This is a genomic window from Vreelandella sp. 21, assembly GCF_050995515.1.
Classification (GTDB): Bacteria; Pseudomonadota; Gammaproteobacteria; order Pseudomonadales; family Halomonadaceae; genus Vreelandella; species Vreelandella alkaliphila.
On the sequence record NZ_CP194673.1, the window covers coordinates 496711 to 520812 of the forward strand.

21 protein-coding genes are annotated in these 24102 nt (G+C 53.5%); 8 read left to right on the forward strand and 13 right to left on the reverse strand.

Going from position 1 to position 24102, the window contains the following annotated elements; genetic code table 11:
* Positions 1-51 precede the first annotated feature (51 nt).
* From ACN06F_RS02320 to ACN06F_RS02330, 3 genes are all read left to right on the forward strand, one after another.
* A complete protein-coding gene (locus ACN06F_RS02320; protein ID WP_433924593.1) occupies positions 52-1284 on the forward strand; it encodes a glycosyltransferase in 1233 nt (410 codons plus the stop codon).
* Between the two features lie 123 nt (positions 1285-1407).
* On the forward strand, positions 1408-2022 hold the full coding sequence (locus ACN06F_RS02325) for a YitT family protein (protein ID WP_038480987.1): 615 nt from the start codon (positions 1408-1410) through the stop codon (positions 2020-2022).
* Between the two features lie 171 nt (positions 2023-2193).
* Entirely contained in the window at positions 2194-3660 is a 1467-nt protein-coding gene (locus ACN06F_RS02330; protein ID WP_038480990.1) for a cytochrome P450, read from the forward strand.
* 80 nt (positions 3661-3740) lie between these two features.
* Here ACN06F_RS02330 and ACN06F_RS02335 read toward each other — a convergent pair whose 3' ends face one another.
* Positions 3741-6287 (reverse strand): heavy metal translocating P-type ATPase, encoded by a 2547-nt coding sequence (locus ACN06F_RS02335; protein ID WP_433924594.1) that lies wholly within the window; start codon positions 6285-6287, stop codon positions 3741-3743.
* Positions 6254-6697 (reverse strand): MerR family transcriptional regulator, encoded by a 444-nt coding sequence (locus ACN06F_RS02340; RefSeq protein ID WP_038486497.1) that lies wholly within the window; start codon positions 6695-6697, stop codon positions 6254-6256. The genes ACN06F_RS02335 and ACN06F_RS02340 overlap by 34 nt, the downstream gene beginning before the upstream one ends.
* A 274-nt stretch (positions 6698-6971) precedes the next feature.
* Here ACN06F_RS02340 and ACN06F_RS02345 point away from each other — a divergent pair, with 274 nt between their 5' ends.
* Positions 6972-8318 (forward strand): OmpP1/FadL family transporter, encoded by a 1347-nt coding sequence (locus tag ACN06F_RS02345; protein ID WP_038480993.1) that lies wholly within the window; start codon positions 6972-6974, stop codon positions 8316-8318.
* Between the two features lie 111 nt (positions 8319-8429).
* On the opposite strand, the gene ACN06F_RS02350 is transcribed toward ACN06F_RS02345, so the two are convergent.
* The 4 genes from ACN06F_RS02350 to ACN06F_RS02365 form a co-directional block, all read right to left on the reverse strand.
* A complete protein-coding gene (locus ACN06F_RS02350; RefSeq protein ID WP_038480996.1) occupies positions 8430-10040 on the reverse strand; it encodes an ABC transporter ATP-binding protein in 1611 nt (536 codons plus the stop codon).
* Positions 10041-10059: 19 nt separating this feature from the next.
* Positions 10060-10938, reverse strand: a complete 879-nt coding sequence (locus ACN06F_RS02355) for an ABC transporter permease subunit (RefSeq protein WP_038480999.1) — start codon at positions 10936-10938, stop codon at positions 10060-10062.
* Complete coding sequence (gene oppB / locus ACN06F_RS02360; RefSeq protein ID WP_038481002.1) at positions 10931-11860, reverse strand: oligopeptide ABC transporter permease OppB; 930 nt, start codon at positions 11858-11860, stop codon at positions 10931-10933. The genes ACN06F_RS02355 and oppB overlap by 8 nt, the downstream gene beginning before the upstream one ends.
* A gap of 83 nt (positions 11861-11943) precedes the next feature.
* Positions 11944-13524 carry a peptide ABC transporter substrate-binding protein gene (locus ACN06F_RS02365; protein ID WP_038481005.1) on the reverse strand — a complete coding sequence of 527 codons (1581 nt, stop codon included), beginning with the start codon at positions 13522-13524 and terminating at the stop codon, positions 11944-11946.
* Positions 13525-13747: 223 nt separating this feature from the next.
* Here ACN06F_RS02365 and prfB point away from each other — a divergent pair.
* Positions 13748-14846 (forward strand): peptide chain release factor 2 gene (gene prfB / locus ACN06F_RS02370; protein ID WP_174412712.1). Its coding sequence is split into 2 segments (ribosomal slippage): positions 13748-13822 and positions 13824-14846, totalling 1098 coding nucleotides; the frame shifts between segments, so codons are not numbered across the junction.
* A 179-nt stretch (positions 14847-15025) separates the two neighbouring features.
* Positions 15026-16540, forward strand: coding sequence for a lysine--tRNA ligase (lysS, locus tag ACN06F_RS02375; RefSeq protein ID WP_038481011.1), 1515 nt, complete (start codon positions 15026-15028; stop codon positions 16538-16540).
* Positions 16541-16552: 12 nt separating this feature from the next.
* Here lysS and ACN06F_RS02380 read toward each other — a convergent pair whose 3' ends face one another.
* The 7 genes from ACN06F_RS02380 to ACN06F_RS02410 form a co-directional block, all read right to left on the reverse strand.
* Positions 16553-17740, reverse strand: coding sequence for a glutathionylspermidine synthase family protein (locus tag ACN06F_RS02380; RefSeq protein WP_433924595.1), 1188 nt, complete (start codon positions 17738-17740; stop codon positions 16553-16555).
* A 62-nt stretch (positions 17741-17802) separates the two neighbouring features.
* The gene (locus ACN06F_RS02385; protein WP_287706785.1) at positions 17803-18408 is read right to left on the reverse strand and encodes a DUF1190 domain-containing protein; all 606 of its coding nucleotides are present in this window, start codon (positions 18406-18408) and stop codon (positions 17803-17805) included.
* 12 nt (positions 18409-18420) lie between these two features.
* Complete coding sequence (locus ACN06F_RS02390; protein WP_009724104.1) at positions 18421-18843, reverse strand: DUF350 domain-containing protein; 423 nt, start codon at positions 18841-18843, stop codon at positions 18421-18423.
* Between the two features lie 95 nt (positions 18844-18938).
* The gene (locus ACN06F_RS02395; protein WP_038481022.1) at positions 18939-19682 is read right to left on the reverse strand and encodes a DUF2491 family protein; all 744 of its coding nucleotides are present in this window, start codon (positions 19680-19682) and stop codon (positions 18939-18941) included.
* A gap of 30 nt (positions 19683-19712) precedes the next feature.
* A complete protein-coding gene (locus tag ACN06F_RS02400) occupies positions 19713-20759 on the reverse strand; it encodes an ion channel (RefSeq protein ID WP_038481025.1) in 1047 nt (348 codons plus the stop codon).
* Positions 20760-20805: 46 nt separating this feature from the next.
* Positions 20806-21501, reverse strand: coding sequence for a PspA/IM30 family protein (locus ACN06F_RS02405; RefSeq protein ID WP_433924596.1), 696 nt, complete (start codon positions 21499-21501; stop codon positions 20806-20808).
* Between the two features lie 121 nt (positions 21502-21622).
* Positions 21623-22030, reverse strand: coding sequence for a DUF2170 family protein (locus ACN06F_RS02410; RefSeq protein WP_038481032.1), 408 nt, complete (start codon positions 22028-22030; stop codon positions 21623-21625).
* A 193-nt stretch (positions 22031-22223) separates the two neighbouring features.
* Here ACN06F_RS02410 and ACN06F_RS02415 point away from each other — a divergent pair, with 193 nt between their 5' ends.
* Both ACN06F_RS02415 and ACN06F_RS02420 read left to right on the forward strand, forming a co-directional pair.
* Positions 22224-22610: a hypothetical protein gene (locus ACN06F_RS02415; protein WP_038481035.1), complete on the forward strand. Its 387-nt coding sequence runs from the start codon at positions 22224-22226 to the stop codon at positions 22608-22610.
* Between the two features lie 88 nt (positions 22611-22698).
* Positions 22699-24102, forward strand: a complete 1404-nt coding sequence (locus ACN06F_RS02420; RefSeq protein WP_231658278.1) for an MFS transporter — start codon at positions 22699-22701, stop codon at positions 24100-24102.

The window sequence follows — 24102 nt, forward strand, 5'->3', positions numbered from 1 at the left end:
TTAGTCAGTGGACAACATCGTTTGATGGTTGAATAAGACAGGAAACCTGGTATGTCAGACTCGCTTAGTGGTAGCAATGTGGCTGCCAGACCGTCACGTATCCTGTTTTTCCCTCTGGGGTGGGTGCTTGCGCATACAGTGCGTTGTATCGAGATAGCCAACGTACTGCGCCAACGTGGGCACGAAGTGATTTTCGCGGGTGATGATCCTAACCATCCCAGCTCTCGCTTGAGCCTTGTTCAGGAAGCAGGGTTCCCTCTTATCTATGCTCGAGAGCCGAATCTTCCCGATATATGGATACGCTTCCAACGTCTTGGCTGGAAAGCCTCCTTTTGGGATATGGTGCACCTACGCTATTGGGCGCCTCTAACCAAGATTATTGAGTCCCAGTTGCAGGCTATCGAACAGGCCAAACCTGATTTAGTGGTGGGTGATGCCACGGTAAGTGCCAGTACTGCCGCGTACATTGCCGGCGTCCCGTGTGCTGGCATCATGAATGGCTATGCCGCAAGACTGTTAACGCCGCCAACACCTACTTACTACGCTGCTAAAGGCTTAGACCGCTATTTACTGTCTGGTATCCGACGGCGACTTTATCAGAAGTATCAGCGGCCAGACCGAAATGCCTTTGACATGCTCTATCACATGCCAATGATTTCGCCTGATTTACCAGGGCTCTACAGCTTGCCTAAACGGTTTCGCGATTATCATATGGTGGGGCCAATCTCCCCAGATCTAACGGCCCCGTTACCTGAATGGTTTGATGAACTCCAAGATGGCACGCCCAATATTTATATCACCATGGGGTCAACAGGGTTGCTAGAGCACTTCCTGCGCAGCACGTATCCCACGCTGGGAGTGCTGCCTTACCGTTTTATGGTGACCACCGGTGGTCAGGTAAGCGAAGAGGTGATGGATGCTGCCCCGAGTAATTTCCGTTTTACGCGCTATGCGCCTGGCTCGCAGCTCTTGGCTCATGCACGAGCAATGCTATATCACGGTGGCAATGGCAGTATGTATCAGTCATTAGCGGCGGGTGTGCCAATGCTGGCGCTGCCTGCCCACTATGAGCAGCGTCTCAATGCTCAAATTGGCGTGCGCCAAAAATTCGGCTTGCAGATGTCAGTGCGTAGAATTAATCCCAATAAATTGGTGCGACAGCTAGAGCGACTAATGCATGAGCCCGTATTTCGTCAATCTGCCCAGCGTTTTTCAAGCGCCGTGCAGAAAGCAAATGGGGCAGCCAATGCCGCCAATATACTAGAGAGTGCGCTGGGGCGCTGATGAAATAAGAGCCATTGAGCGTCGGAAATACGTTCTCCCTTCCCGGTGATTCTCTGTAAAGACACTGACGTTGCAGAGTCTCGTGGAAGAAGTGCTCGAATAATTCTACAAAAGGACATCCTCATGCGGGACGATCTGCCTAAAGATCCGCATAAATACTATGAAGATATGATGGCCATGGTACTTGGCACGCTGTTTGTTGCTTTAGGTGTGGCATTTTATACCCATTCGGTATTGATCACTGGCAGCACCGCTGGGCTGGCATTACTGCTGAATTACGTGACTGGGTGGGGATTTGGCTTCTGGTTTTTTGCCATCAATGTACCATTTTACTATTTGGCCATTAAGCGCATGGGGTGGAGTTTTACGCTGCGCACGTTTGCCGCTATCGGTCTCGTGTCGTTGTTTTCTGAACTTACCCAAGGTTGGGTACAGTTCGCCAATGTTCCGTCGCTGTACGCTGCGTTGATGGGAGGCGCTTTAATGGGCATAGGCATGTTGATGTTGTTCCGGCATCGAACCAGCCTTGGGGGAATTAATATTCTCGCGCTCTATCTGCAAGAAAAGCATGGCCTGCGGGCAGGCTATGTGCAGCTGGGGATCGACGGGCTAATTTTGCTGGTGGCACTGACCCAGCTACCGCTAGACCGCGTGGGTTACTCCGTGTTGGGGGCACTGACGCTGAATTTGATTATTGCCTTGAATCACAAACCAGGGCGGTATATCGGTGTTAGTTAAATAGAACTAACGAGACAGGTCGCTAGAGATTTCTTATCAAGCAGGGTAATTAACCGTCGATGCGCCAAGCCGGCTGTTCCTGTTAAGGTAGACGTCGTTAAATTTAGTTAAAAAGTATGTCCCGTGAATAAGAGTCGGCTTCCAAACATATAAATAGTAGGGCAGGGGACAATGCACCAAGATAGTGTTTTATGCAAAGCAGTAACAACAAAAAGTGCGAATGACCATCAGGGGCTTTCTGCGGCATTGAACCGGGCTAAGGGCTTGGAACCTCCGGTCAAGGTAACGCCTGTTTCAGCCAGTAAAGGCATCGTGCATCGCTTGCGTCTAGCGCAGCACAATCTGCTTTCTGTCTGGCGGGAGGAAGACTACTCAATACGTACCTCGCGCATGGCGCTGATGAAGCAAGACTATGTTCTGTGTAATAGCCCCGATACGGTTCGTCGCGTTTTCCTTGAGCAGCACGACAACTATGATCGTAAAAGTCCGCAAATGCGCCGTGCTCTGGAACCGCTTCTTGATGATGGGTTGTTTGTCAGCGATGGCGATTTGTGGCGTCAGCGCCGCCGCCAGTGCGCGCCATCGCTAACCAACGCTCTGTTACCCGGTTTCTGTACCACCATGACCGCCTCGGCGGAGGAAACTGCCAAGCGATGGGCCCAGCATCCATCAGATACGCCCATTGATATGCTGACTGAGATGGCTCATTTAACAGCGCGTATCATTGGCCGAACGATTTTTGGGGATGATACCACCGACGAAGAAGCTGAGCAGGTGGTGGCTGGTTTTACCGAATATCAGCGTCATTCTGAGCATTTAGATATGGCCAATATGCTGGGATTGCCATTTTTAAGTTTGCTAGGTAATCCACTGCGAAGAGCACGTACGCGCTATTCAGCAAAACAAGTGCATGAAATTATTGACCGTATTATTGATCGTCATACGCACAGATCAGGGCAAGGACAGCATAGCCTGATTGAGAGCTTTATGACGTCTATGAAAGATGGCGGAGATAATAGCTGCCCGATGGGCCGAAAAGCAGTGCGTAATGAAGCGATTGTCATGTTTATGGCAGGCCATGAAACGACTGCTAACGCATTGGCGTGGTGCTGGTACCTGCTTGATTATGACCCTCAGGCTATGGCGCGTCTGCAGCATGAACTTGATGACGTGCTCGGTGGTAGAACGCCGTGCTATGAAGATGTCGCTAAGCTGCCTTATACAATGGCGGTATTTGAGGAAGCCATGCGGCTATATCCGCCGGTACCCATGCTGAGCCGGCAAGCGCGAGGAGGTGATAAGGTGCGCAATCGCGATGTGCGTGAAGGGACCGTTTTGCTCGTATCCCCTTGGCTGCTGCACCGGCATCGTAAATTGTGGGAGGCGCCCGATCATTTTGTTCCAGAGCGTTTTCTTCCAGATGCTCCACGTCCAGACAAATTTGCTTATCTACCCTTTAGCGTGGGGCCACGTGTTTGTCTCGGAAAACGCTTTGGGCTTTACGAAGGTGTTCTCTGCTTGGCAACATTGGCACAACATTTCACGCCTAAACTAGTGAAAGGCCACCAAGTAAGCATTGAATGTCGACTGACATTACGCCCACAAGGCGGCCTACCCATGATGCTACAGCCGCGATGAAATGACTTATCAGGCGCTAAGCCAAAACCACCATACGATAGCGGCGATAAGACCGATTCCTGCCAGGTTGATCAATAGGCTCATGAGGCCTCCTGTTGGGCGGTTTTCCAAAGCCGTAAGCGGTTGGCGTTGCTCACCACGGTGATTGACGATAGCGACATGGCCGCACCGGCAATGATGGGTGACAGCAGCATGCCGGTGAAGGGGTAAAGCACGCCGGCAGCAATCGGGATGCACAGTACGTTATAGCCAAAGGCACCGACTAGGTTCTGCTTGATGTTGGTAAGCGTCGCCCGGCTTAGCTCGATAGCAGTAGCCACACCATGTAGCGAACCGCGCATCAAGGTAATCCCAGCGCTCTCCATAGCGATGTCGGTGCCCTGGCCGATGGCAAAGCCAACGTTGGCACGAGCCAGTGCTGGGGCATCATTAATGCCGTCTCCCACCATGCCTACAACCTCTCCTGCCTGCTGACGACGCTCAATTTCCGCATGTTTATCATCTGGCGTCATGCCTGCTCTAAACTCGCTAATGCCCACTTCTCGTGCCACGGCGGCCGCAGTGTGTTCATTATCTCCAGTAAGCATGACGACGGTTAAGCCATCTTCTTGTAAGCGTTTCACTGCGGCAGCCGCGTCAGCACGCAGCGGGTCACTGATGCCGAATAGAGCAGCTAGCTTGCCATTGGCTGCCAGGTACACCAATGAACGTGCTTTCGCTTCTAGCTGGCGTACGCTCTCTTCTGCGGGGGTTAGGTCCACGCCAGCCTCTTCGAGTAGGCGGGCATTGCCCAGCAGCAGTGAGTCGCCTGCTTGGGTGCTACCTTTCACGCCGCCACCGGTGACGCTATCAAACGTATCCAGTGTTTCAGCGGTGGCATTATGCGCTTCTGAATAAGCCGTTAATGCATTGGCTAACGGATGTTCCGAACGACTTTCCAGTGCGGCTACCCAGGAGAGCACTTGCGAAGAGTCATTATGTAGCACCGTCGCATCGGTCACTTGAGGCTTGCCCTCAGTCAAAGTACCGGTTTTGTCCACCACTAAGGTGGTGATTTGGCTGGCGGTTTGTAACGCTTCACCGCTTCTTACCAGCACGCCGTGCTCGGCGGCTTTACCCACCCCAATCATGGTGGAAATGGGTGTTGCCAGCCCTAATGCGCAGGGACAGGCGATAATCAGTACCGTGGTGGCGGTCACCAGCATATGGATCACCACGGGAGCGGGGCCGACGTTAAACCAGATCAGTGCGGTTAGTACGGCGATGATCATCACGCTGGGAACAAAAATTCCCGATACCTTATCGGCCAGTTCACCAATTGGCGGACGAGAGTTTTGAGCGCTGGCGACCTGTTCGGTTATGCGTCCCAGGCGAGTGTCGCTGCCCACACGAGTGGCGCGATAGACCAAGCTGCCATTGCCGTTAACAGTACCAGCGCTGACATCGTCATCCGCGTTTTTATGAACGGGCAGCGGTTCACCGGTCAGCATGGATTCATCAATATAGCTTTGGCCATCGAGTACGATGCCATCCACTGGCAGTCGTTCGCCGGGGCGTACGCGGATATGATCGTCTATCGCTACGTCGTCAACAGGCAACTCCTGCTCTTGGCCATTACGGATCACGCGTGCAGTTTTCTCCTGCAGGTCTAGCAAGCGTTTTAATGCACTGCTGGTGCGTCCACGGGCACGTAACTCCATGGCATTGCCGAGCAGGATGAGCCCCACCACCATGGCCGATGCTTCAAAGTAGATGCCTTGAGCGACCTCTGGTAGCCAAGGAGCAAACGCCACGACCATCATCGAATAGAGCCAGGCGGTACCCGTACCCATGGCCACGAGCGTGTCCATATTGGCCTGATGGAGCTTGAACTGTTTCCAAGCGTTGGTAAAAAAGTGCCGCCCTGGAAATGCCAAAATAGCCAGGGTAAGCAGGCCAATGACCAGCCAATAAAGACGGCCCATTCCCATGGGGTGCGGGTGATAAACGAACATGCTCAGCATGAGCGGAATAGCCAGCGCTAATGACAGCATGCTGCCGCGCAGGCGCTGGCGATAGGTTGCGGCCTCTTGGGACTCACGAATGCGTTCGGCCTCGCGCATGTCGACAATAGGCTCGGCGCGGTAGCCTGCTGCCGCCACAGCGTTAATCAGAGCCGCGCGCTCAACCCTGCCGGTTACTTGGGCGGTGTGGGTGCCAAAGTTCACCGAGGCGTCGGTAACGCCCGGGGTGTTGACCAACGCTTTTTCGACGCTATTCACACAGCCTGCGCAGGTCATGCCACTAATCAATAGCCTCTGTTGAGGCGCGCTGGTGGGCGTCTCATTTTCAGCCGTCAGTTTGTCGTTACCGTTATCGACCGTTGGCGCAGTATCACTTTCCGTCGGTGGTTGAGTCTCGCTGTTGGAGTCACCCGGTGGATAGCCCGCTTCACTTAATGTGCTGTCCAGTGAATCGTTTTCTAACGTACTGGTAACTTCCAAGCGTTTTTCTGCGGGAAAGCCTTCAACGAGGGCGTTGGGGTCTGCGGCTTGAATCGCCTCGCGCATACGCTTTACGCAGCCCTGGCAATTCATGCCCGGCACGGTGCGACTCAGTGTTTGTGGCTGCATGGTGCGTGATTGCATGGTGTCTCCTCGGGAAAACTCTCAATTAAACGGCATAGGCTATGACCATCGGGCATGCCATTTGGCATGTGCTGCCAGCTCTCTAATGCCTGTTCCATGCGTTGGGCGAGCGCTTCAAGCTCGGCAATGCGTGCCCGTATTTGTGGTAGTCGGTGGGTAAGTAGATCGCGCACCAATGGACATGGGGAGTCGCCTTGATCGGCGTGAGCCAGGATGTCGCGAATCTCAGCCACACTAAAGCCGAGCTTGCGTGCTCGTTGAATAAAGTGCAGTCGCTCTAAGTCAGTAGTTGAAAATAACTGGTAACCGTTCTCAGGGTGGCGTGTTGGTGCCAGCAACCCTTCACGGGTGTAATGGCGAACCGTTTCTGCGGTAACGCTACCGCGTTTGGCAAGTTCGCCGACCTTCATCTCTCCAGGCTGCATAACGTCCTCTGCGTGGAAGTTTTGATGTTTTTAAGTGTAAAACCTATGGGTAACACATAGGTCAAGCGATATTGTGACCTTCAGTCGAAATGACTAAAACACTGATTTAAAACACTCGTTCGACTAATGTATAAGTCAAAACCGAAATAAAACGCTCGTTTGCCCTTGATCCCAAGCGGTCATTAGGCGAAAACTGAGGTGTTAGAACAAAGAGGGTGGATGGAAGTATCCATCGGATCATTGGGAAGAGAGGCCCACTATGCATAATAAATTTAAAAAGCTCACCTTGGCGGCCGCAGTAGCATCAGTTGCTTTTGTTAGTCAGGCGCAAGCAGGCGGTTATCAAATCAATGAGCAGAGCGTCAGCGGACAGGGATATGGTCATGCCGGGCGCAGCTCAAATGTGCATGATGCAACCATTGTGTACGGTAACCCGGCAGGTATGTCGTTTCTTGATCGTGCCCAAATTACGGTAGGTGGCACGTTCCTCAACGTAAATAGCGACATTTCTAATGTACGTGCCTCACAGAGTAGCCCTGCTTTCCTACAAGCGACAGGGGGGGCGACAGATACGTTGCCAGTGGCGGGCACCAACGATGGTGACATGGTGCCAGGTACGCTAATTCCCTTTGCCTTCTATGCGCACCCTGTTAATGAAAAGCTGGCATTCGGTTTTGGGGTCTACGCGCCATTCGGTTCTAAAACCGAATACGAAAATGGTTTTCAGGGGCGTAACCAGGGCAACTACACCGAAGTAAAAGTGATGACGGCTCAGCCAACGGTCTCGTATCGTTTTAACGAGCAGTGGTCTGTCGGCGCAGGCCTCACCTATAACCGAGTAGAGGGTGAACTGCGTCGTCAGGTGCCTGTGGCAACTCCGCTAGGCCTTTCTGAAGTGGATTCGCGTGTGGAAGGCGATGATGAGGCCTGGGGCTATAACTTGGGTGTCATTTATCAGCCAGCACCTGAAACTACGTTCGGCTTAACGTACCGCTCAAAAGTAGATTTTAATCTGGAAGGTAGCTTTGCGGCTAACTCACCTGTGTTGGATCAGCTAGGGATCGGCACAGTAACAGATACGGCAGCGCTGGATTTAACAACGCCTGAAACAGTCAACTTCTCGTTGACTCAGGAAATGAGCGACAAGCTGAAGCTGATGTTCGGTGTTTCCTGGGCACGCTGGAGTCGCTTTGACCAGATTTTGGTCACCGGCACCGAGCGTGGTGAAATTACCAACGAACAGCAGAATTACTCCAATGCGTGGGCATTCTCTACCGGTGGCGAGTACCAGTTAACACCAACAGTGGCACTACGCGCTGGGGTAGCGCTGGACTTTACGCCCACCCAGGATGAAACTCGCAGCGTGCGTATTCCCTCTGACGACCGTCGGATTTTCTCGATTGGTGCAGGCTGGAGCCCCACGCCTGATTTAACCTTGGACGTTGCCTACTCGTACCTTACCGAGCGTAGCACCCAGGTTGATCAGAGCAAAACCGACAGCTTTACTGTTGCCGGTCAGCAAACACCGCCGATTACCTCTAACTACTCCGCAGACTATAAAAACGAAGCCCATGGTTTCGGTGCTCAGCTTACCTATCGTTTCTGATGATAAGCTGTCTGCTTTAATCGTTTTACCTATAAACCCGGCTTACGCCGGGTTTTTTCGTTCAATGCCCACAGGGTTGCAACTACTAGCTACCAGTTAGTAGGTGAGCAGCTATGCACTGCTTTCCAGGAAGGCGGCGCGCATCAGTTCGCGGGTATAGGTTTGACGAGGAGCGTTGAATAGCGAGGCGGTATCACGTTGCTCGACGATTTCACCTTGCCGCATCACAATCACTTCATCAGCGAGCGCACGCACGACGGCGAGGTCATGGCTAATGAACAGGTAAGTCAGCCCGTGACGTTGTTGCAAGTCACGTAGTAGCTGAATGACGGTCATTTGAACCGAGCGGTCTAGAGCAGAGGTGGGTTCGTCAAGCAGCAGGAACTCGGGTTTGACGACCAGGGCTCGGGCGATTGCAATCCTTTGGCGCTGTCCACCCGAGAACTCATGTGGGTAACGGTGTCGGTGGGCAGGGTCTAGAGCGACTTCCTCTAAGGCTTGGATAACGAGGGTATCGCGTTCGGCTCGGCGTAACAGCGGTTGGTGAACACGTAATCCTTCGCCAATAACGTCACCTATGGTCATACGGGGTGAAAGCGAGCCAAAGGGGTCTTGGAAAACCACCTGCATACGCGACCTTAGCGGCCGCATTCCAGCGCGGTCAAGGCGAGCTACGTCGATGTCATCGAAGCAGATATCGCCGCTACTTTTCACCAGCCGAAGAAGCGCACGGCCTAACGTAGTTTTTCCTGAACCCGATTCGCCAACAATGCCTAGGGTTTGCCCTCGCCGCAGTGTTAGGTCGATATTTTTCACTGCTTCGAAATAGCGGTTGGGGCCAAAAAGGCGCTTTTTGATAGGAAAGCGAACATGAATGTTTTGCGCTTTCAGAAGCACGGGGGCTGAGTTTGGGACAGCTTCTTTTCGTCCGCTTGGATTGGCGGCGATAAGCATTTGGGTGTAAGAGTGCTGGGGCGATTGAAATAGCGTGTCAGTTTTTCCCGCTTCTACTATTTTGCCTTGCTGCATCACGCAAACGCTATCTGCTAAATGTCTGACAACACCAAGGTCGTGGGTGATGAACAGAATAGCCATGCCGTAGCGAGCTTGAAGGTCTTTAAGGAGCGCAAGAATCTGTGCTTGCACAGTGACATCAAGGGCGGTGGTCGGTTCGTCGGCAATCAGCAGTTTGGGCTCGCAGGCCAGTGCCATGGCAATCATCACCCGCTGGCGCTGGCCTCCTGACAGCTCATGGGGATAGCTCTCGATGCGGCGTTCCGGCTCCGGAATGCCCACCTGTGCGAGGAGTTCAAGTACCCGCTGGTGAGAGCTTCTTCCCCGCAAGGCTGTGTGTTTATGCAGCACTTCACGGATTTGCCTCCCAATGCGGTGCATTGGGTTGAGCGATGTCATGGGCTCTTGGAAGATCATCGAGATCTCATTGCCACGGATGGCCCGCAGGCGCTGGCGGCTGACCGCTAGCAAGTCTTCATCGCCAGCGCCGCCATGCCAGCGAATACAGCCTGAGGCGCGCGCCAATTCGGGCAGCAGCCCCATGGCGGCGGTTGATGTGATCGACTTGCCGGAGCCAGATTCACCGACTAAAGCAAGTGTCTCGCCCTGATAAATGGTAAAGCTAACGTCGTTGACGGCGGTAACGGTACCATCGGGGAGGTCGAAGTCGACTCGTAAACGGTCAAACTCCAGTAGTGGTTGGGACATGAAGCCTCCGTGCATTTTCCTAGCGCGTCTTAGGGTCCAGGGCGTCACGCAGACCGTCCCCTAGAAAGTTTAAGCACAACAGTGTGATAGCGAGAAACGCAGAGGGTACAATAAGCATCCACGGGGCCGTTTCCATCATGTCTTTGCCTTCGCTAATCAGCACACCCCAGCTGGTCAACGGTTCTTGAACGCCTAGCCCCAGAAAAGAGAGAAAGCTTTCCAGCAAAATGACCTTGGGCACCGTTAGGGTGACATAGATGATCACCGGTCCGATGGCATTGGGAATCAGATGGCGCGTGACGATTTTGAAGCTACTTACGCCTAATGCATGGGCAGCTTCAACAAACTCACGGCGCTTTAAGGCGAGCACTTGTCCGCGCACGATGCGCGACATGTCGAGCCACTCAACGGCACCAATAGCCGCGTAGATCAGCAGAATGTTGCGCCCAAACACCACCATCAGCAGGATTACCATAAACATAAATGGCAGTGAGTACATGATGTCGACAAACCGCATCATTAGGTTGTCGATGCGACCGCCGAAGTAGCCCGCAATCGCTCCGTAAAGCACACCGATCACCAGGGATACAAGGGTGGCAACCAAAGCGACGGAGAGTGAAATTTGCCCCCCATAGAAAACGCGAGTCAGGAGGTCACGACCATTAGAGTCAGTGCCTGCGTAGTGGCCGCTTTCTATGCTGGGTGGCGCCAAAAAAGCGTTCCAATCGACTTCGTCCAATGCCCAAGGCGTTAGCCAGGGGCCCACGAAGCAGACTAAGGAAATGACGGCGAGGAGCACGAGGCTGACTGTCGCTGCACCGTTTTGGCGAAGCCGTCGCCAAGCGTCACGCGCTAGACTGTTGCCGACGGCGGGAGCTGTCAGCGTTGTGTTATTCATTATCATAGCGAATCTGCGGATCCAGGGCCGAGTAGAGTAAGTCGACGATTAGGTTAAAAAGCACAATCAGGCCGCCATAAAAAACCACGGTGCCCATCACCAAGGTGTAGTCACGATTGAGCGCAGCTTGGACAAAGTAGCGTCCAATGCCAGGAATGCCGAAGATCTGCTCAATCACCACCGAACCGGTAATGATGCCGGCAATGGCGGGCCCTAAATAGGAGATCACGGGGAGCATTGCCGGACGCAGGGCGTGACGAAAGATCACCTCGCTCTCACTGAGCCCCTTGGCACGGGCTGTGCGGATGAAATGGCTGCCCAGCACTTCGATCATGCTGGCGCGCATCATCCGTGCGATGTAAGCAATCTGCTGAATTGAGAGCGCCACAATGGGAAGAACCAGGTTTTTCCAGTGACCATCATTCCAGCCGCCGACCGGTAACCAGGCTAGAAATACACCGAACACCAGCGCCAGCATGGGGGCAATGACAAAGTTGGGGATGGCGACACCAGCCAGCGCTGTGCCCATCACCATGTAGTCAACGGATGAGTTGCGCTTTAGCGCCGCGATAACACCCAAAGGAATGCCTATTAGGAGCGCCAGGCTAATTGCCCATAGGCCTAGCTCAAGGCTAACAGGAAACCCTTGGGCAACTAGCTCGGTGACCGAGAAGTCTTTGTATTTAAATGAAGGGCCAAGGTCTCCTTGCAGTAGGTTTCCCATGTAGGTGAAATACTGCTCCCAGACGGGTTTGTCCAGGCCATATGAGGCCATCAGGTTGGCTTCTATTTCCGGGGGAAGCTGGCGCTCGCCGTCGAAAGGGCCACCTGGAGCCAGATGCATTAAAAAGAAAGAGAGGGTGATCACGACCCACAGGGTAGGGATCGCCTGAAGTATGCGTTTTAGGGTATAGCTGAGCATGATTGGGCCTCGCTCCTCGGGCACGCAGCCCGAGGAAGTAACGGCATTAAGTCGTGGTTAATAAAGCGCCGATTAGAAGGGAATTAATGGTCGAAGCGAATCCAGCGTGAGCGATGGATATCTTCAATCGTGCTTTCCCAGCCGACTAGGTCGGGGCTGACTAGGTTGCGCGATACGTAGTAGTAGATGGGCAGCGTTGCACTGTCCTCTAAAACAATAGCCTCCGCTTCGGCCATCAGCTCAGCGCGAGCATCCATGTCCTGGGTATTGGCGGCTTCATTCATCAAAGTATCAAATTCGGGCGAGCTGTAAGCGCCGTAGTTATTCGATACATCGCTTTCCAATAAGCTCAAAAAGTTTTGGGCGTCGTTATAGTCGCCGATCCAGCCTGCCCGAGCGACGTCAAAGTCTCCCTGACGGATGTCAGAGTAATGAACCGCAACCTCTGCGTTGTAGAGATCCACCTCTACGCCGAGTGGCTTCCACATGGCAGCAATGGCGATGGCCACTTTGCGGTGATCTTCGCTAGTGTTATAGCGCAGCATGAGTTCTAACGGGTTATCGGGACCGTAGCCTGCCTCTTGAAGCAGTTCATGTGCTCGCTGTAGACGCTCCTCCTGGGAAAGCTCGGTAAAGCTGGCAGTCGGTGCTGAATAGTGGTTAACGCTTGGTGGAACGAAGCTGTAAGCAGGTTGCTCGCCGGTGCCCAGAATTTGATCGGTAATGACGTCGCGACGAACCGCTAGACTGAGGGCTTCTCGGACACGTGGGTCAGCCGTTGCATGCCCATCACGGGCATTAAACGCGTAGTAATAGATGCCGAGATAGGGAGCGACCTGAACAGCCTCTGGGAGGTTATCCATCAGCCAGCCATACTGATGAGTAGGGAAGTCCCGGGCAATATGGATCTCACCCGCTCGAAAGCGGTTTAATGCCGTGTTGCGTTCTTCGATTGGAAGATAGACAACTTCGTCCAGCGCTACGTTATCAGCGTCGTGGAAGTAGGGGTTGCGCGTTGCTGTGATGCGCGTTTGCGACTGCCACTCTTGTAGCTGGAAAGCACCGTTGGACACCATGTTACTAGGGCGAGACCACTCGTTTCCGTATGCCTCGACTACATGACTAGGGACTGGGTAGGCGGTGTAGTGAGAAAGCTGGTCTAAGAAGTAAGGCGTTGAGCGCTCAAGCGTAATCTGCAAGGTCGAGGGGGTTAGGGCTTCCACACCCAAGCTGCTGGGATCAGCTTCGCCAGTATAGACGGCTTCGGCATTTTTAATCGGATAAAGCAGGTAAGCGTAATCCGCGGCAGTGGCTGGCGTTAAAATACGCTGAAAGGCAAACGTAAAGTCATCGGCGGTGACAGGTTCGCCATCAGACCATTTTGCATCGTCTCTCAATGTGAAAGTGTACACCGTGCCGTCATCGGATATTTCCCACGACTCTGCAGCGCCGGGGATGCGTGTGCCGTCGGCTGCTTCAGTCACAAGTCCTTCAAAAAGATCGCCGACAACGTCATTTTCCCAAGTGCCACTAATTTTATGTGGATCAAGAGAGGCTGGCTCGCCCATGATGGCGATGCGGAGTGTATCCGCCTGAAGTGGGGCAGTAATGCCAATGGTAAACGCCAGTGCCATCGGGATGGCGAGAGTGCGGGAACGTTGCATGTAAATGACTCCATTATTATTTTCATGCTGCTATTTGCGACTCACAACTATTACTTAGGTGAAAGCCTCCTAATTAAGTACTAGCATTGAGAGAAAGAGAGCGTCCATCAGAAATTACGCATGCAGCTATACGGGGTTTCGATAGCGTCGTTGTTGATGGCTGTTAGCGGCCAATTTCGCTACACTGTGCGACTTTTCCACCGCAAAGTTAGCCGAGACGTCCATGTTGGAAACAAATCCGATACATAACCAGATCAAGGACCTGTCTGAGCGGACAGACGTTCTTAGGGGGTATCTTTGACTATGCCGAACGCAAAGATCGGCTAGAAGAAGTCTCCCGCGAACTTGAAGACCCTAATGTCTGGAACGATCCAGACTATGCTCAAAAGCTGGGTAAAGAGCGGGCATCGCTTGAAGCCATCGTGGCCACCATCGATGAGCTCGACCAAGGCTTGGCTGATAGCCGCGACTTGCTTGAGCTTGCGGAAATGGAAGATGACGAAGGCACCGTCGATGAAGTGCGCAAAGAGCTCGATGGTCTGCAAGCGGCACTGGAAAAGCTTGAGTTTCGCCGCATGTTTTCCGGTGAAATGGACGAGAATAATGCCTATCTGGATATTCAGTCTGGGTCGGGCGGTACCGAAGCTCAAGACTGGGCGAATATCCTGCTGCGTATGTACTTACGCTGGGCGGAGAGCCACGGTTTCAAAGCAGAGATTATCGAAATTTCTGCTGGTGAAGTAGCAGGCATTAAATCGGCGTCGCTGCATATTCAAGGTGACTATGCTTTTGGCTGGTTGCGCACTGAAACTGGTGTGCACCGTCTAGTGCGTAAAAGCCCGTTTGATTCCGGCGGCCGCCGTCATACGTCGTTTGCATCGGTATTTTTGTCGCCGGAAATTGACGACAGCTTTGAGGTTGAAATTAATCCCTCTGACCTGCGGGTAGACACCTATCGCTCTAGCGGTGCGGGTGGCCAGCACGTTAACACCACCGACTCAGCAGTACGGATCACCCACGAGCCGACCGGCATTGTGGTGGCGTGTCAGAATCAACGCAGCCAGCATGCCAACCGCGACTTCGCCATGAAGCAGTTGAAGGCCAAGTTGTGGGAACACGAAATGCAAAAGCGCAATGCGGCCAAGCAGGAAGCGGAAGACTCTAAAGCCGATATCGGCTGGGGCAGCCAAATTCGCTCGTATGTACTGGACGATCAACGCATCAAAGACCTGCGCACCGGCGTTCAGTCTAGCAACTGCGACAAAGTGCTCGACGGCGATTTAGATCAGTTTATCGTCGCCAGCCTGAAGCAGGGTTTGTAAGAAGCCTCTGATTAATGTGATGAGCGCAGACCAGACAAGGCAAAAATCAACGAAAAAGCGCAGTTTACGGGTTGTAAATGAGCATTTTGAGGCGATTTTTAACGCAGTATGGCCAAGCGCAATAGTTAATCAGGGGGTTCGTCATCTTTTTAGCGTTTGAACATTGAACAGGGTGCCCGATGGCTAACCAAGACGCGTCTTCTCTCGATAACGAAAACCACCTAATCGCCGAGCGCCGTGCCAAGCTTGCGGCTCGCCGTGAGCGCGCCGCTGAGCAAGGTAAGAGTGCTTTCCCGAACGATTTTCGCCGTGACAGCCTCACGGTTGAGCTACACAACCTGCTGGGCGAAAAGGATAAAGCGGAGCTTGAAACGCTTGATCATCAAGCATCGGTGGCTGGTCGCGTCATGCGTAAGCGTGGCCCGTTTATCGTGATCCAAGATGTGGCCGGCCAAATCCAGCTCTACGTAGATAAAAAGGGCTTGCCTGCTGACGTGCTTGAGGACATCAAAGGGTGGGATATCGGTGATATCGTCGCTGCCCGTGGCCCAGTACACAAGTCGGGTAAGGGCGACCTGTACGTGATGATGGTAGAAGCGCAGCTGTTGACCAAGAGCCTGCGTCCACTGCCGGATAAGTTCCACGGCCTGACCGATCAGGAAGCGCGTTATCGCCAGCGCTACGTAGACCTGATCATGAACCCGCAGTCGCGTAAGGTATTTGAAACTCGCGCGGCGGTAATCAGCTCCATGCGCCGCTTCTTTGAAGCTCGCGGCTTTATGGAAGTTGAAACGCCGATGCTGCAGCCGATCCCCGGCGGTGCGGCAGCGCGGCCATTTATTACTCACCATAATGCGCTGGATATTGATATGTATCTGCGTATTGCACCAGAGCTTTACCTCAAGCGTCTGGTGGTGGGTGGTTTCGAGAAGGTGTTTGAAATCAACCGTAATTTCCGTAACGAAGGGTTATCTACGCGACATAACCCTGAGTTCACCATGGTCGAATTCTATTGGGCCTACGCGGATTATCGTGATCTGCTCGATATGACCGAAGCCATGCTGCGCACGGCGGCCCAAGAAGTGCTGGGCACCACGACGATCGAGTACCAAGGCGCTAGCTATGACTTCGGGAAGCCGTTCCAACGCCTAACACTACGCCAAGCGATTCTTGATCATGGCGACGGCATCACCGATGCGGATTTGGATACGCTGGAAGCCGCACAAGCGGTTGCAGAAAAGCTGGGCATTAAAGTGAAGGAGAGCTGGGGGCTGGGTAAAGTTCAGACCGAGATCTTCGAAGAAGTGGCCGAGCACAAGCTGGACCAGCCGACGTTCATTACTGAATACCCCGCAGAAGTTAGCCCGCTGGCGCGTCGTAACGATGCTAACCCGTTTGTTACCGACCGTTTTGAGTTCTTTGTCGGTGGCCGAGAAATTGCCAACGGCTTCTCGGAGCTTAATGACGCCGAAGATCAGGCTGAACGTTTCCGCGAACAGGCCGCCGAAAAAGATGCCGGTGATCTGGAAGCGATGTATTTTGACGCCGACTACGTGCGCGCGTTGGAGTATGGCTTACCGCCAACGGCGGGTGAAGGAATTGGTATTGACCGTTTAGTAATGCTGTTTACCGACAGCCCCTCTATTCGGGACGTACTGCTGTTCCCAGCGATGCGCCCCGAAGCCAGCGAGTAACGCTGACAAGCTCTAGACAATTGCGTGCGGTACGAAGCAACTGGAGTCTTTGGTGATTTTGCCAACGTCTTCACGAATACCAATGCCGCACGCCTTGTCACCGACTACCCAACTGCCGATCAGGGCATGCCGCTCGCCAAAGCGCGGCAGCGGGTGGTAGGCCTGCAAAATACGCGGGTTGTCGGTATAGGGGCCATCAACGGCTTCGTACTGGCCACTCGTGGTTATCAGCTCAATATTGCTACCTTCCCGAGAGAAAAATGGTTTGCGCACCCAGCCGGGTGTCAGCGACGTGCCATCACTGGTGTCAAAATACGCCGGTAACAGGTTGGGATGGCCTTCATGCCACTGCCATAGCAACGGCAGGATGCCCTTATTGCTGAGGATGGCTTTCCACGGAGGCTCGAACCAGTGGGTTTGCATCATGGGCAGCAGCTCACCGAAAGCGTCATCGCTCATTTCTTCCCAGGGGTAGAGCTTAAACAGTGCGCGGATGGGCCGGTTTTCCAGGTCAACAAAACAGCCGTGGTCGGTGTTGGGTTGATAGCCGATGTCTTCGATATGGATAAAGGGGGCATTCAGTCCCGCCTGTAGGGCACAGTCCTGCAGGTAAGCAACAGTGGCGCGATCTTCCTCATGGGCTTTGATGGAGGCGAAGTGCAGTGCCGGAGAGGCTGGTGGATCGCGTTCAAGGCGCTGCCCGATGTGGACGAGAGCAGCAATCATGCGTTCTTGAATCGAATTGAATTGATCGGCGTGGGCAGGCAGCAGGCGCTGTTCGATCACCTGTTCAAGCCACAGCCACTGAAAGAAGCCCGCCTCGTAAATACTGGTGGGCGTATCGTAGTTAAGCTCTAGCAGTTTGGCAGGCCCATTACCGCTATAGGCAAAATCCATCCGCCCATAGAGGTGGGGCTGGCCATTACGCCAGGAGGCACGAATAACACCCCACATCTGTTCAGGGATATTTAACTGGTGAAGCAGGGCATCAGACTGGCAGACCCGGTCAACGGCATCCATACACATCTCGTGTAGCGCCTCGGTGGGATCTTCAATGTCTTGTTCGATCTGGGCCAGCGTAAACTGGTAATAGGCATCCTCGGTCCAGTAGGGCTCCCCTTCTATGGTATGGAAGTGAAACCCTAGCTGGTGCGCCAGTTCGCGCCATTGAGGGCGTTCAGTAATGGCAACGCGCAACATAAAACGGCTCCTTGCTGGCGCAGGTGAGTGCGTCGAAAGATAGTAAGCGAACGGAGGTTAGCTTAGGAGCCAAATCCACCCCGTGCGCTGGAGCGCGAACCGAACCCAGAGCGTTGAGTTGCCCGTTGGTTGGACTGCATAACCGATGAGCGGAAGGCCTGGTTACGTTGGTCCACCCGTGTAGAAGCAGAGGACGACGCAGCATTCCAGTCGCCGCGATTCTGGCGGGTACGGTAGACCGGTTCCTGATACAGGCTTTGTACCCGTGCGCCATTGCGGTTGGCCATCATGTTGCCAACCATATAGCCCATCAGCGCGGGACCAAACCAACTGCCACCTTGCCCCTGTTGAGCTGATTGGGGAGGGGGCTCACAGGCACCTTCGCCATGTACCTGTTCGCAAGCTTCTAAGGAGTCAAAGCGCGGAACCGCTTCAACGGCTGCCGTAAACGCCGCTTCACAGGCGGTACGCGTGTAAAGCTCGTCTGCTACGCACTCGTCTATGTTCTGGTAGGCCTTAGGTTCGGAGAAGTTGACGTCCGATAGAGTGTCCTGCGGCGGAGATGACTGCCCACAGCCGGCTAACGCGGCTGTACCGGCCGCGCCCATCAAGGCCAGGGTTAGCCGAGAACTGCGCTTGCGGCGCGGTGGCTGGTTAGATGATTGCATGAAAGTCTCCCCTTACCAGATCATGGACGCTGCGTTGAGCAGGCCAACCGCGATAGCGATAGTTGCCGCGAAAATACCGTATGCGACGTGGCCATCGGTAATATGTCCGGAAAGGCTCTGCCCTTTGCTTTTCAACACCAGCTTGATGGCAAAGAAGGTAACGATCTGCACGATAAAGGCGATGATGCCCCAGGCGATAAAATCAATGAAACTCACGCTGTTCGCCATAGCGCTATAGAGCGGTATGGTAAAGCCTAAGGTAGCGCCGCCAAAAGCGGTTGCCGCTGCGGCGTTGCCTTCCTGGATCAGTTTCCATTCATGATGCGGGGTAATCTTGCTGTACGCGACCATGAACGCTACCAGTAGGATGGCGGCGGTGATCAGGTAGGCGAAAAACGCTGGCAGGCCTGCCAAGTACATACCGATATTGCCCATTATCGTTTCCTTTTTTAGTCGTTAATCGTGAGTGGTAAATCGTACGTGGTGAGCAGAAGCTGGGAATAGTGATCAGTGAGTCTTTCAGGTGACCATCAATGCGCTTCGATAATCACTGCGCTGATATCGATTCCCAGGCTGGTGACTAATTGATAACTGCCTTCCAGCTCATCGGCTTCAGCACTGAGTAGGATATATTCAAAGCGCTCTGAGGCCTGATCTTGGCGCTCATAGAGCATGCAGTGGTGCGTGACTTGGGAAATTCCGCTGCCATTAGCGCGAGTCACCGTTTCCTCAAGCACTACCGGGGCTGACCATGCGCTGCTTTCAGCGCCCCATACGCGTTGATAGCGTTTAAGGTCGTCTGGAATGTCGTCGTCTGCTTCCAGCGTAAAGCTGCTCTGGCCGAGTGGATGAGCGGGTGCCTGGCTATCCGGCTGATTGATCAGACCATCAAATTCAAGATTAGAAACATGTTGTGACGACAGGAAATCGAACAGTTTGTATTCAAACACCTTGCCGTTAGCAATGGAGGCTTGAATCCAGGTGTCGTTTTCCAGATAAAAGCGCGCGAGCTGTTCGCCCTGGCCAAGTTCGACGACGCCAATCGCGGCTATTTCCTGCGCTGCGCCACTCCAACTGGCATCAAAATTCAGGCTGTCGAACGCCTTCAGCGATAGCATATTGAGTGACACCATACCGCCAAGTCGAAGACCGTTGAAGTCGTCTGGGGTCATTCCGACGGGTAGGCCGCTAGAGCGTTGGGCGGTTTCGCTGGCATGCTTTTGCTGCACGCCTTTACTGTTGGCACGAAACAGTGATTTAAGTGAACCAAGCATGGTGATGAACCTCCATGAAACGGTAGGATGTCATGCCAGCAGCGATGAAAAATGTGCCGGCGTCAGACGATCATAGGCCATGTAATACAGCACATCGCCGTCGCTTAGCTCACGGGTGGAGGGCGGGTTGAGCATATTCGCCTCGCCACTAACGGAAGTGACGCCGAGCAAGGTGGCATTATGCGCTTCCTTGGCTAGGGCGAATAATTGGCCAAATGTGCTGCCTTTAGGAATATCTTGCAGCCGCGTTTGATATTGAGTGGCACCATGATTTACGGCGAGCAGCTCATTCACGACGCGACTAATGCCTGCATCGGTGGCTGAACGCACTAGCATTTCCAGTGCCAGGGCCTCGGTGCATTCGATGCCCGGCAATGTTCGGCGCAACATCGCTGCGGTATTAGGGTTTTCGCAGTGGGCAACGATATGGCAGCCAGGAGACTTTAGGCTATAAGCGGAAAGCGCCACAGTCGCCACGCGTTCATCGCTGCCGTCATAGATAATAATACGGCTGGCGTTTTCAACGCCGGCGCGCTTGAGAAGCTCCATGTTGGCGAAGCTATCACCCTTGACGAATTTTAAGTCGCCCGGACGTGGGTTGTTGATGTCTTTGGTGACACACAGCACGATTTCATCAGGGAGCTGCCGGTCAGCTTTGAGAATATCAATGATCTTTTCAGTGGTTTCTCCATGCCAGCCTAGCACCACCGTGTGGCCAGTAAGGTCGCTGTAATCGCCTTTTCCTTGCATTTGCTGCCTCCAAAAGTTGCCCACCGTGACGGTTGCCTTGCCAATCAGGGCAGCAAATAGCGAAATACCGCCTGGGATCAGGTAAAACACAGCGATCAGTTGCCCAGCAGTTGAACTCGGCGAGAAGTCCCCATAGCCCACGGTGGAAGCCGTAACAACGTAAAAATACAGCCACAACGGCAGTGAGTTGGCAACCTCTTCGCCAGAGAGCCCCATGAGTAGCCAAGAGGTTGCCATATGTGCCAGTGCCAGCAGTAACAGAAACGTCCAACTGACGTTAATCGTAGAGGCTTTTAAAACTTTTAGTAGCCGTTGTAGCACTGGCATGGCGTCAGTCTTCCTTGCGTTCAGGCGGTAGTAATAACGCTAGCACTCAATTGCCAGCATTTTGCTTGGCTTTTAGGCGAGCCAGAACATCGCTTCCTGACGTCTGCTGTTTGCCGATACCTGCCTGGGAAAGGCGCGCTTCCAAGTCAGCGCCGGAGTCTTGCGCTTGCATTGATTCACCAATCTTAAGCTTTTCAGCCTGTAGGGCCTGGCGCTCTTTAATGCGTTCAAGGGAGGCAACGGCGCTGTTCATGCTGGCATTTTGGCCAGCATGTTGAGATGCCACGGCAGCCTGTGCTTTTTGCGCGGCTTCAGTGGCCTTGACGTGGGACATCTGCTGCTCAACGCGGCGAATTTCACTTTTCGATTTAGCGATGGTCGATTTCAGTGCTTCGATAGTGCCATCGTATTGGGTGACATTGGCCTGAGCGATTTCGCGCTCGCTTTCCAGGCGGGCAATTTCCCCAGCGACTTCTTCAGCTAAGCTCTGTTCGCCTTTTTCAAGCGCGGCCATGGCGCTTTTTTCATACTCTGCCATTTTATCCGACAGCGTATCCACTTCCTTGGCGGCAAGGTTGCGCCTGGCCATTATGGTTGTGAGTTCTTCATTGGCCCAGTTCATTGCTGTTTTAGCGTCACGCAGTTCCTGCTCCATGATACGAATCCCCTGACTATCGACAATCGCTTCGCCGGTTTCAGTGGCTTTGCCGCGCAGGGCGGTAAACATTTTGCGTAGTAACATCGGGTAACTCCTTAAATCGAACCAATCCGACGCTTGCGCGTGGGGCTTACAACAGGGTGATACTTAACAACAGGCGATATCTGGCTGGTGCCTGGATCACGTTAACTCGTGAGTATTTGAATCAACCGATTAAATCGGCAATTTCCAATGCAGCCTGAGCGCAAGCTTCGACTTCAGCACTGATGGCCTCAAGTTTGCAATCTGCAAACAGTTGGCCATAGACCACATAGTAATCTTCGTCACCCAGGGTGTGGATGCCAACGCTGACTAGCGGTAGGGTCATGCCTAAGCGCAACAAAGCATCGTTGAAGGTATGGATATTCTCAACCGCGCTGGTGGGAGCCACTTCGGTCATCACCAACCACTCTTGCTCGCAATGCGTCAGGGTAACAGGTAAGTCGCCGTAGTCCTTTAGCGTAAACACCAGCGAATCGTTGTCTTGGTCGAGAGTGATGTCAGCGTTAGGCCAGTTTAGCTCGTTCTGTTCTACGCTGTGTTTAATCGCTTCAAGTCGTGTCTGTGTATTCATTGAGCGTATCCTAATGGTCTATCCTGCATAGGGCTGTACATAGGACTGTAACAGCCGTGCCGGTGAGTAACGGAGTTGCTAGCTAAAAATTCTTCAGCATTTTACCGAATCAATCGATATTGCGTCTGCACCGATGGCAAACTAATCCGTTAGCACCCATAATGGTCAACGTTTCGACGGCGAGGAGAATCCCATGAAACTGCTAAATCGCTCTGCCCTGAGCGTCAGGCCGACCCAGACCTTCGTGGACTGGATCAATGCGCTCGAACCCACCATGGGAGACGACGACCTGACCCTGGACGACGTCGAACGTGAAAGTACGGTGTACCTTATCCCAGAGATGGATACCCCTGAAGCGCTTGAGACGTTTGTTCGTGAGCGCTATGCAGAAATCCTAGAGACTGAGCTGCGTGCTTGGGAAGAGGATGAGCGCCAATGGCCAGAAAAGCTTGATTGGTCACTGTTCCAAGACTTTTTACGCATTGAACATAGCTACCTTGCGATTGATCTTGACGACGAAACCGCACTTGAAATTTCTGAGGTTGATGACGCACTCCTGCTCGATAATGAGCAAGACTAGCGCATTGTCGTCTTGATGTATGCGTATTGTGGAACCGGCCCAGGCCGGTTTTATTGTTTTTAATGGTGCAGTTTAGGAACGAACCACCATGCGATTGTTTGAAACTCGGGCAGGTGACGATGGTTTGCCAGGGCCCGCGCGTGCGCTAGCCGTACTGGCACTCGTCACCGGCACGCTAATGGCGGTAGTCGACACCACCATGATTAATTTGGCCCTCCCGACGATTGCCGCAGATCTTAATGTGCCTGCCTCCAGAGCGGTATGGATCACCAATTTATTCCAAGTGGTCTGCGCGGCGTTCTTATTAGTGTTCGCAGGCATAAGTGAGCTGATCACCCGCAGGCGGCTCTATTTATTTGGTTTGGCCACCTTCGTTTTCGCGGCGTTAGGGGCGGCGCTTTCGCGTAATCTAGAAACGCTACTGATATTTCGCGCCTTGCAGGGGTTGGGGGCAGCGGCCACGCTGTCCATCGGTCCGTCGCTGTATCGGGCAATTTTTCCGTCACGTCTATTGGGTAGCGCTTTAGGCCTTAGCGCGTTAGTGGTGGCCGGTGGCTATGCAGCTGGCCCAACGTTGAGCGGCGTCATCCTCTCGTTTGCCGACTGGCCCTGGTTGTTTGCGCTTAATGTTCCGCTTGGTGTGTGTTCGCTATGGTTGGCTAGTCGTGCGTTGCCCCGAGATAAACCACGCCGGGGCAGCTTTGATGTGCTGGGTGCACTGCTGTCTATGTTGATGCTAGCCAGTTTCTTTCTCGCAATGGATGCAGTCGGCCATGCCGCACCGCTATGGCAAAGCGGTGGCTGGTCGGTGATAGCGGTGCTGGCTTGCGCGCTGTTTATTAGACGCCAGCGTCACGCGCCTTATCCGCTGCTGCCGCTGAGTATATTTGCTGAAAAACGCTTTACGCTGGCTGTTTCAGCGTCAGGGTTGGCCTTTATCGGTCAGGGGTTAACGTTTGTTGCGCTGTCGTTTTTTTATCAGGAGCAGATGGGATTCTCGCCACTGGAGACAGCTTGGCTGTTCACCCCTTGGCCGTTAGCGATTATGGTGGTTGGCCCCCTAGCGGGTCGTTTAGCTGACAGAATCAACCCGAGTCTTCTTTCAAGCGCAGGCTTAATACTGCTGATTATGGGATTAGTAGCGCTAGCACTCGTTGATGAATCTACCGGCGTGGCAGGCAGTCTGTGGCGCACCGCCTTGTGTGGCATCGGCTTTGGTCTGTTTCAGCCACCTAACAACCGCGAAATGATGGGCAGTCTTCCGCCTGAGCGAAGCGCTAATGTATCCGGCGTGATGAGCACTACCCGTACTGTTGGACAATCAGTTGGGGTGGCATTGGTAGGGGCGGCCTTGGCGTTGGGTTCACCTGTACAGATAACCCTATGGCTGGGGGCTGGCACCACGCTGCTAGCGCTGGTGGCTAGTCTTTCCCGGGTGGCGTTAGCCCAGCGTGCTCTCATTGAGCGGCGGGCATCGTCTGTTAGCAAGTAA

Bases quoted from the DNA above. Each gene is read 5' to 3' on its own strand.
- ACN06F_RS02340 (WP_038486497.1), bottom strand. From the start codon at position 6,697: ATGAAGGTCGGCGAACTTGCCAAACGCGGTAGCGTTACCGCAGAAACG.
- ACN06F_RS02325 (WP_038480987.1), top strand. From the start codon at position 1,408: ATGCGGGACGATCTGCCTAAAGATCCGCATAAATACTATGAAGATATG.
- ACN06F_RS02420 (WP_231658278.1), top strand. From the start codon at position 22,699: ATGCGATTGTTTGAAACTCGGGCAGGTGACGATGGTTTGCCAGGGCCC.
- oppB (WP_038481002.1), bottom strand. From the start codon at position 11,860: ATGCTCAGCTATACCCTAAAACGCATACTTCAGGCGATCCCTACCCTG.
- ACN06F_RS02395 (WP_038481022.1), bottom strand. From the start codon at position 19,682: ATGCTTGGTTCACTTAAATCACTGTTTCGTGCCAACAGTAAAGGCGTG.
- ACN06F_RS02320 (WP_433924593.1), top strand. From the start codon at position 52: ATGTCAGACTCGCTTAGTGGTAGCAATGTGGCTGCCAGACCGTCACGT.
- ACN06F_RS02330 (WP_038480990.1), top strand. From the start codon at position 2,194: ATGCACCAAGATAGTGTTTTATGCAAAGCAGTAACAACAAAAAGTGCG.
- ACN06F_RS02355 (WP_038480999.1), bottom strand. From the start codon at position 10,938: ATGAATAACACAACGCTGACAGCTCCCGCCGTCGGCAACAGTCTAGCG.
- ACN06F_RS02410 (WP_038481032.1), bottom strand. From the start codon at position 22,030: ATGAATACACAGACACGACTTGAAGCGATTAAACACAGCGTAGAACAG.
- ACN06F_RS02400 (WP_038481025.1), bottom strand. From the start codon at position 20,759: ATGCCAGTGCTACAACGGCTACTAAAAGTTTTAAAAGCCTCTACGATT.
- lysS (WP_038481011.1), top strand. From the start codon at position 15,026: ATGGCTAACCAAGACGCGTCTTCTCTCGATAACGAAAACCACCTAATC.
- ACN06F_RS02345 (WP_038480993.1), top strand. From the start codon at position 6,972: ATGCATAATAAATTTAAAAAGCTCACCTTGGCGGCCGCAGTAGCATCA.
- ACN06F_RS02380 (WP_433924595.1), bottom strand. From the start codon at position 17,740: ATGTTGCGCGTTGCCATTACTGAACGCCCTCAATGGCGCGAACTGGCG.
- ACN06F_RS02415 (WP_038481035.1), top strand. From the start codon at position 22,224: ATGAAACTGCTAAATCGCTCTGCCCTGAGCGTCAGGCCGACCCAGACC.
- ACN06F_RS02390 (WP_009724104.1), bottom strand. From the start codon at position 18,843: ATGGGCAATATCGGTATGTACTTGGCAGGCCTGCCAGCGTTTTTCGCC.
- ACN06F_RS02405 (WP_433924596.1), bottom strand. From the start codon at position 21,501: ATGTTACTACGCAAAATGTTTACCGCCCTGCGCGGCAAAGCCACTGAA.
- ACN06F_RS02335 (WP_433924594.1), bottom strand. From the start codon at position 6,287: ATGCAATCACGCACCATGCAGCCACAAACACTGAGTCGCACCGTGCCG.
- ACN06F_RS02365 (WP_038481005.1), bottom strand. From the start codon at position 13,524: ATGCAACGTTCCCGCACTCTCGCCATCCCGATGGCACTGGCGTTTACC.
- ACN06F_RS02385 (WP_287706785.1), bottom strand. From the start codon at position 18,408: ATGCAATCATCTAACCAGCCACCGCGCCGCAAGCGCAGTTCTCGGCTA.
- ACN06F_RS02350 (WP_038480996.1), bottom strand. From the start codon at position 10,040: ATGTCCCAACCACTACTGGAGTTTGACCGTTTACGAGTCGACTTCGAC.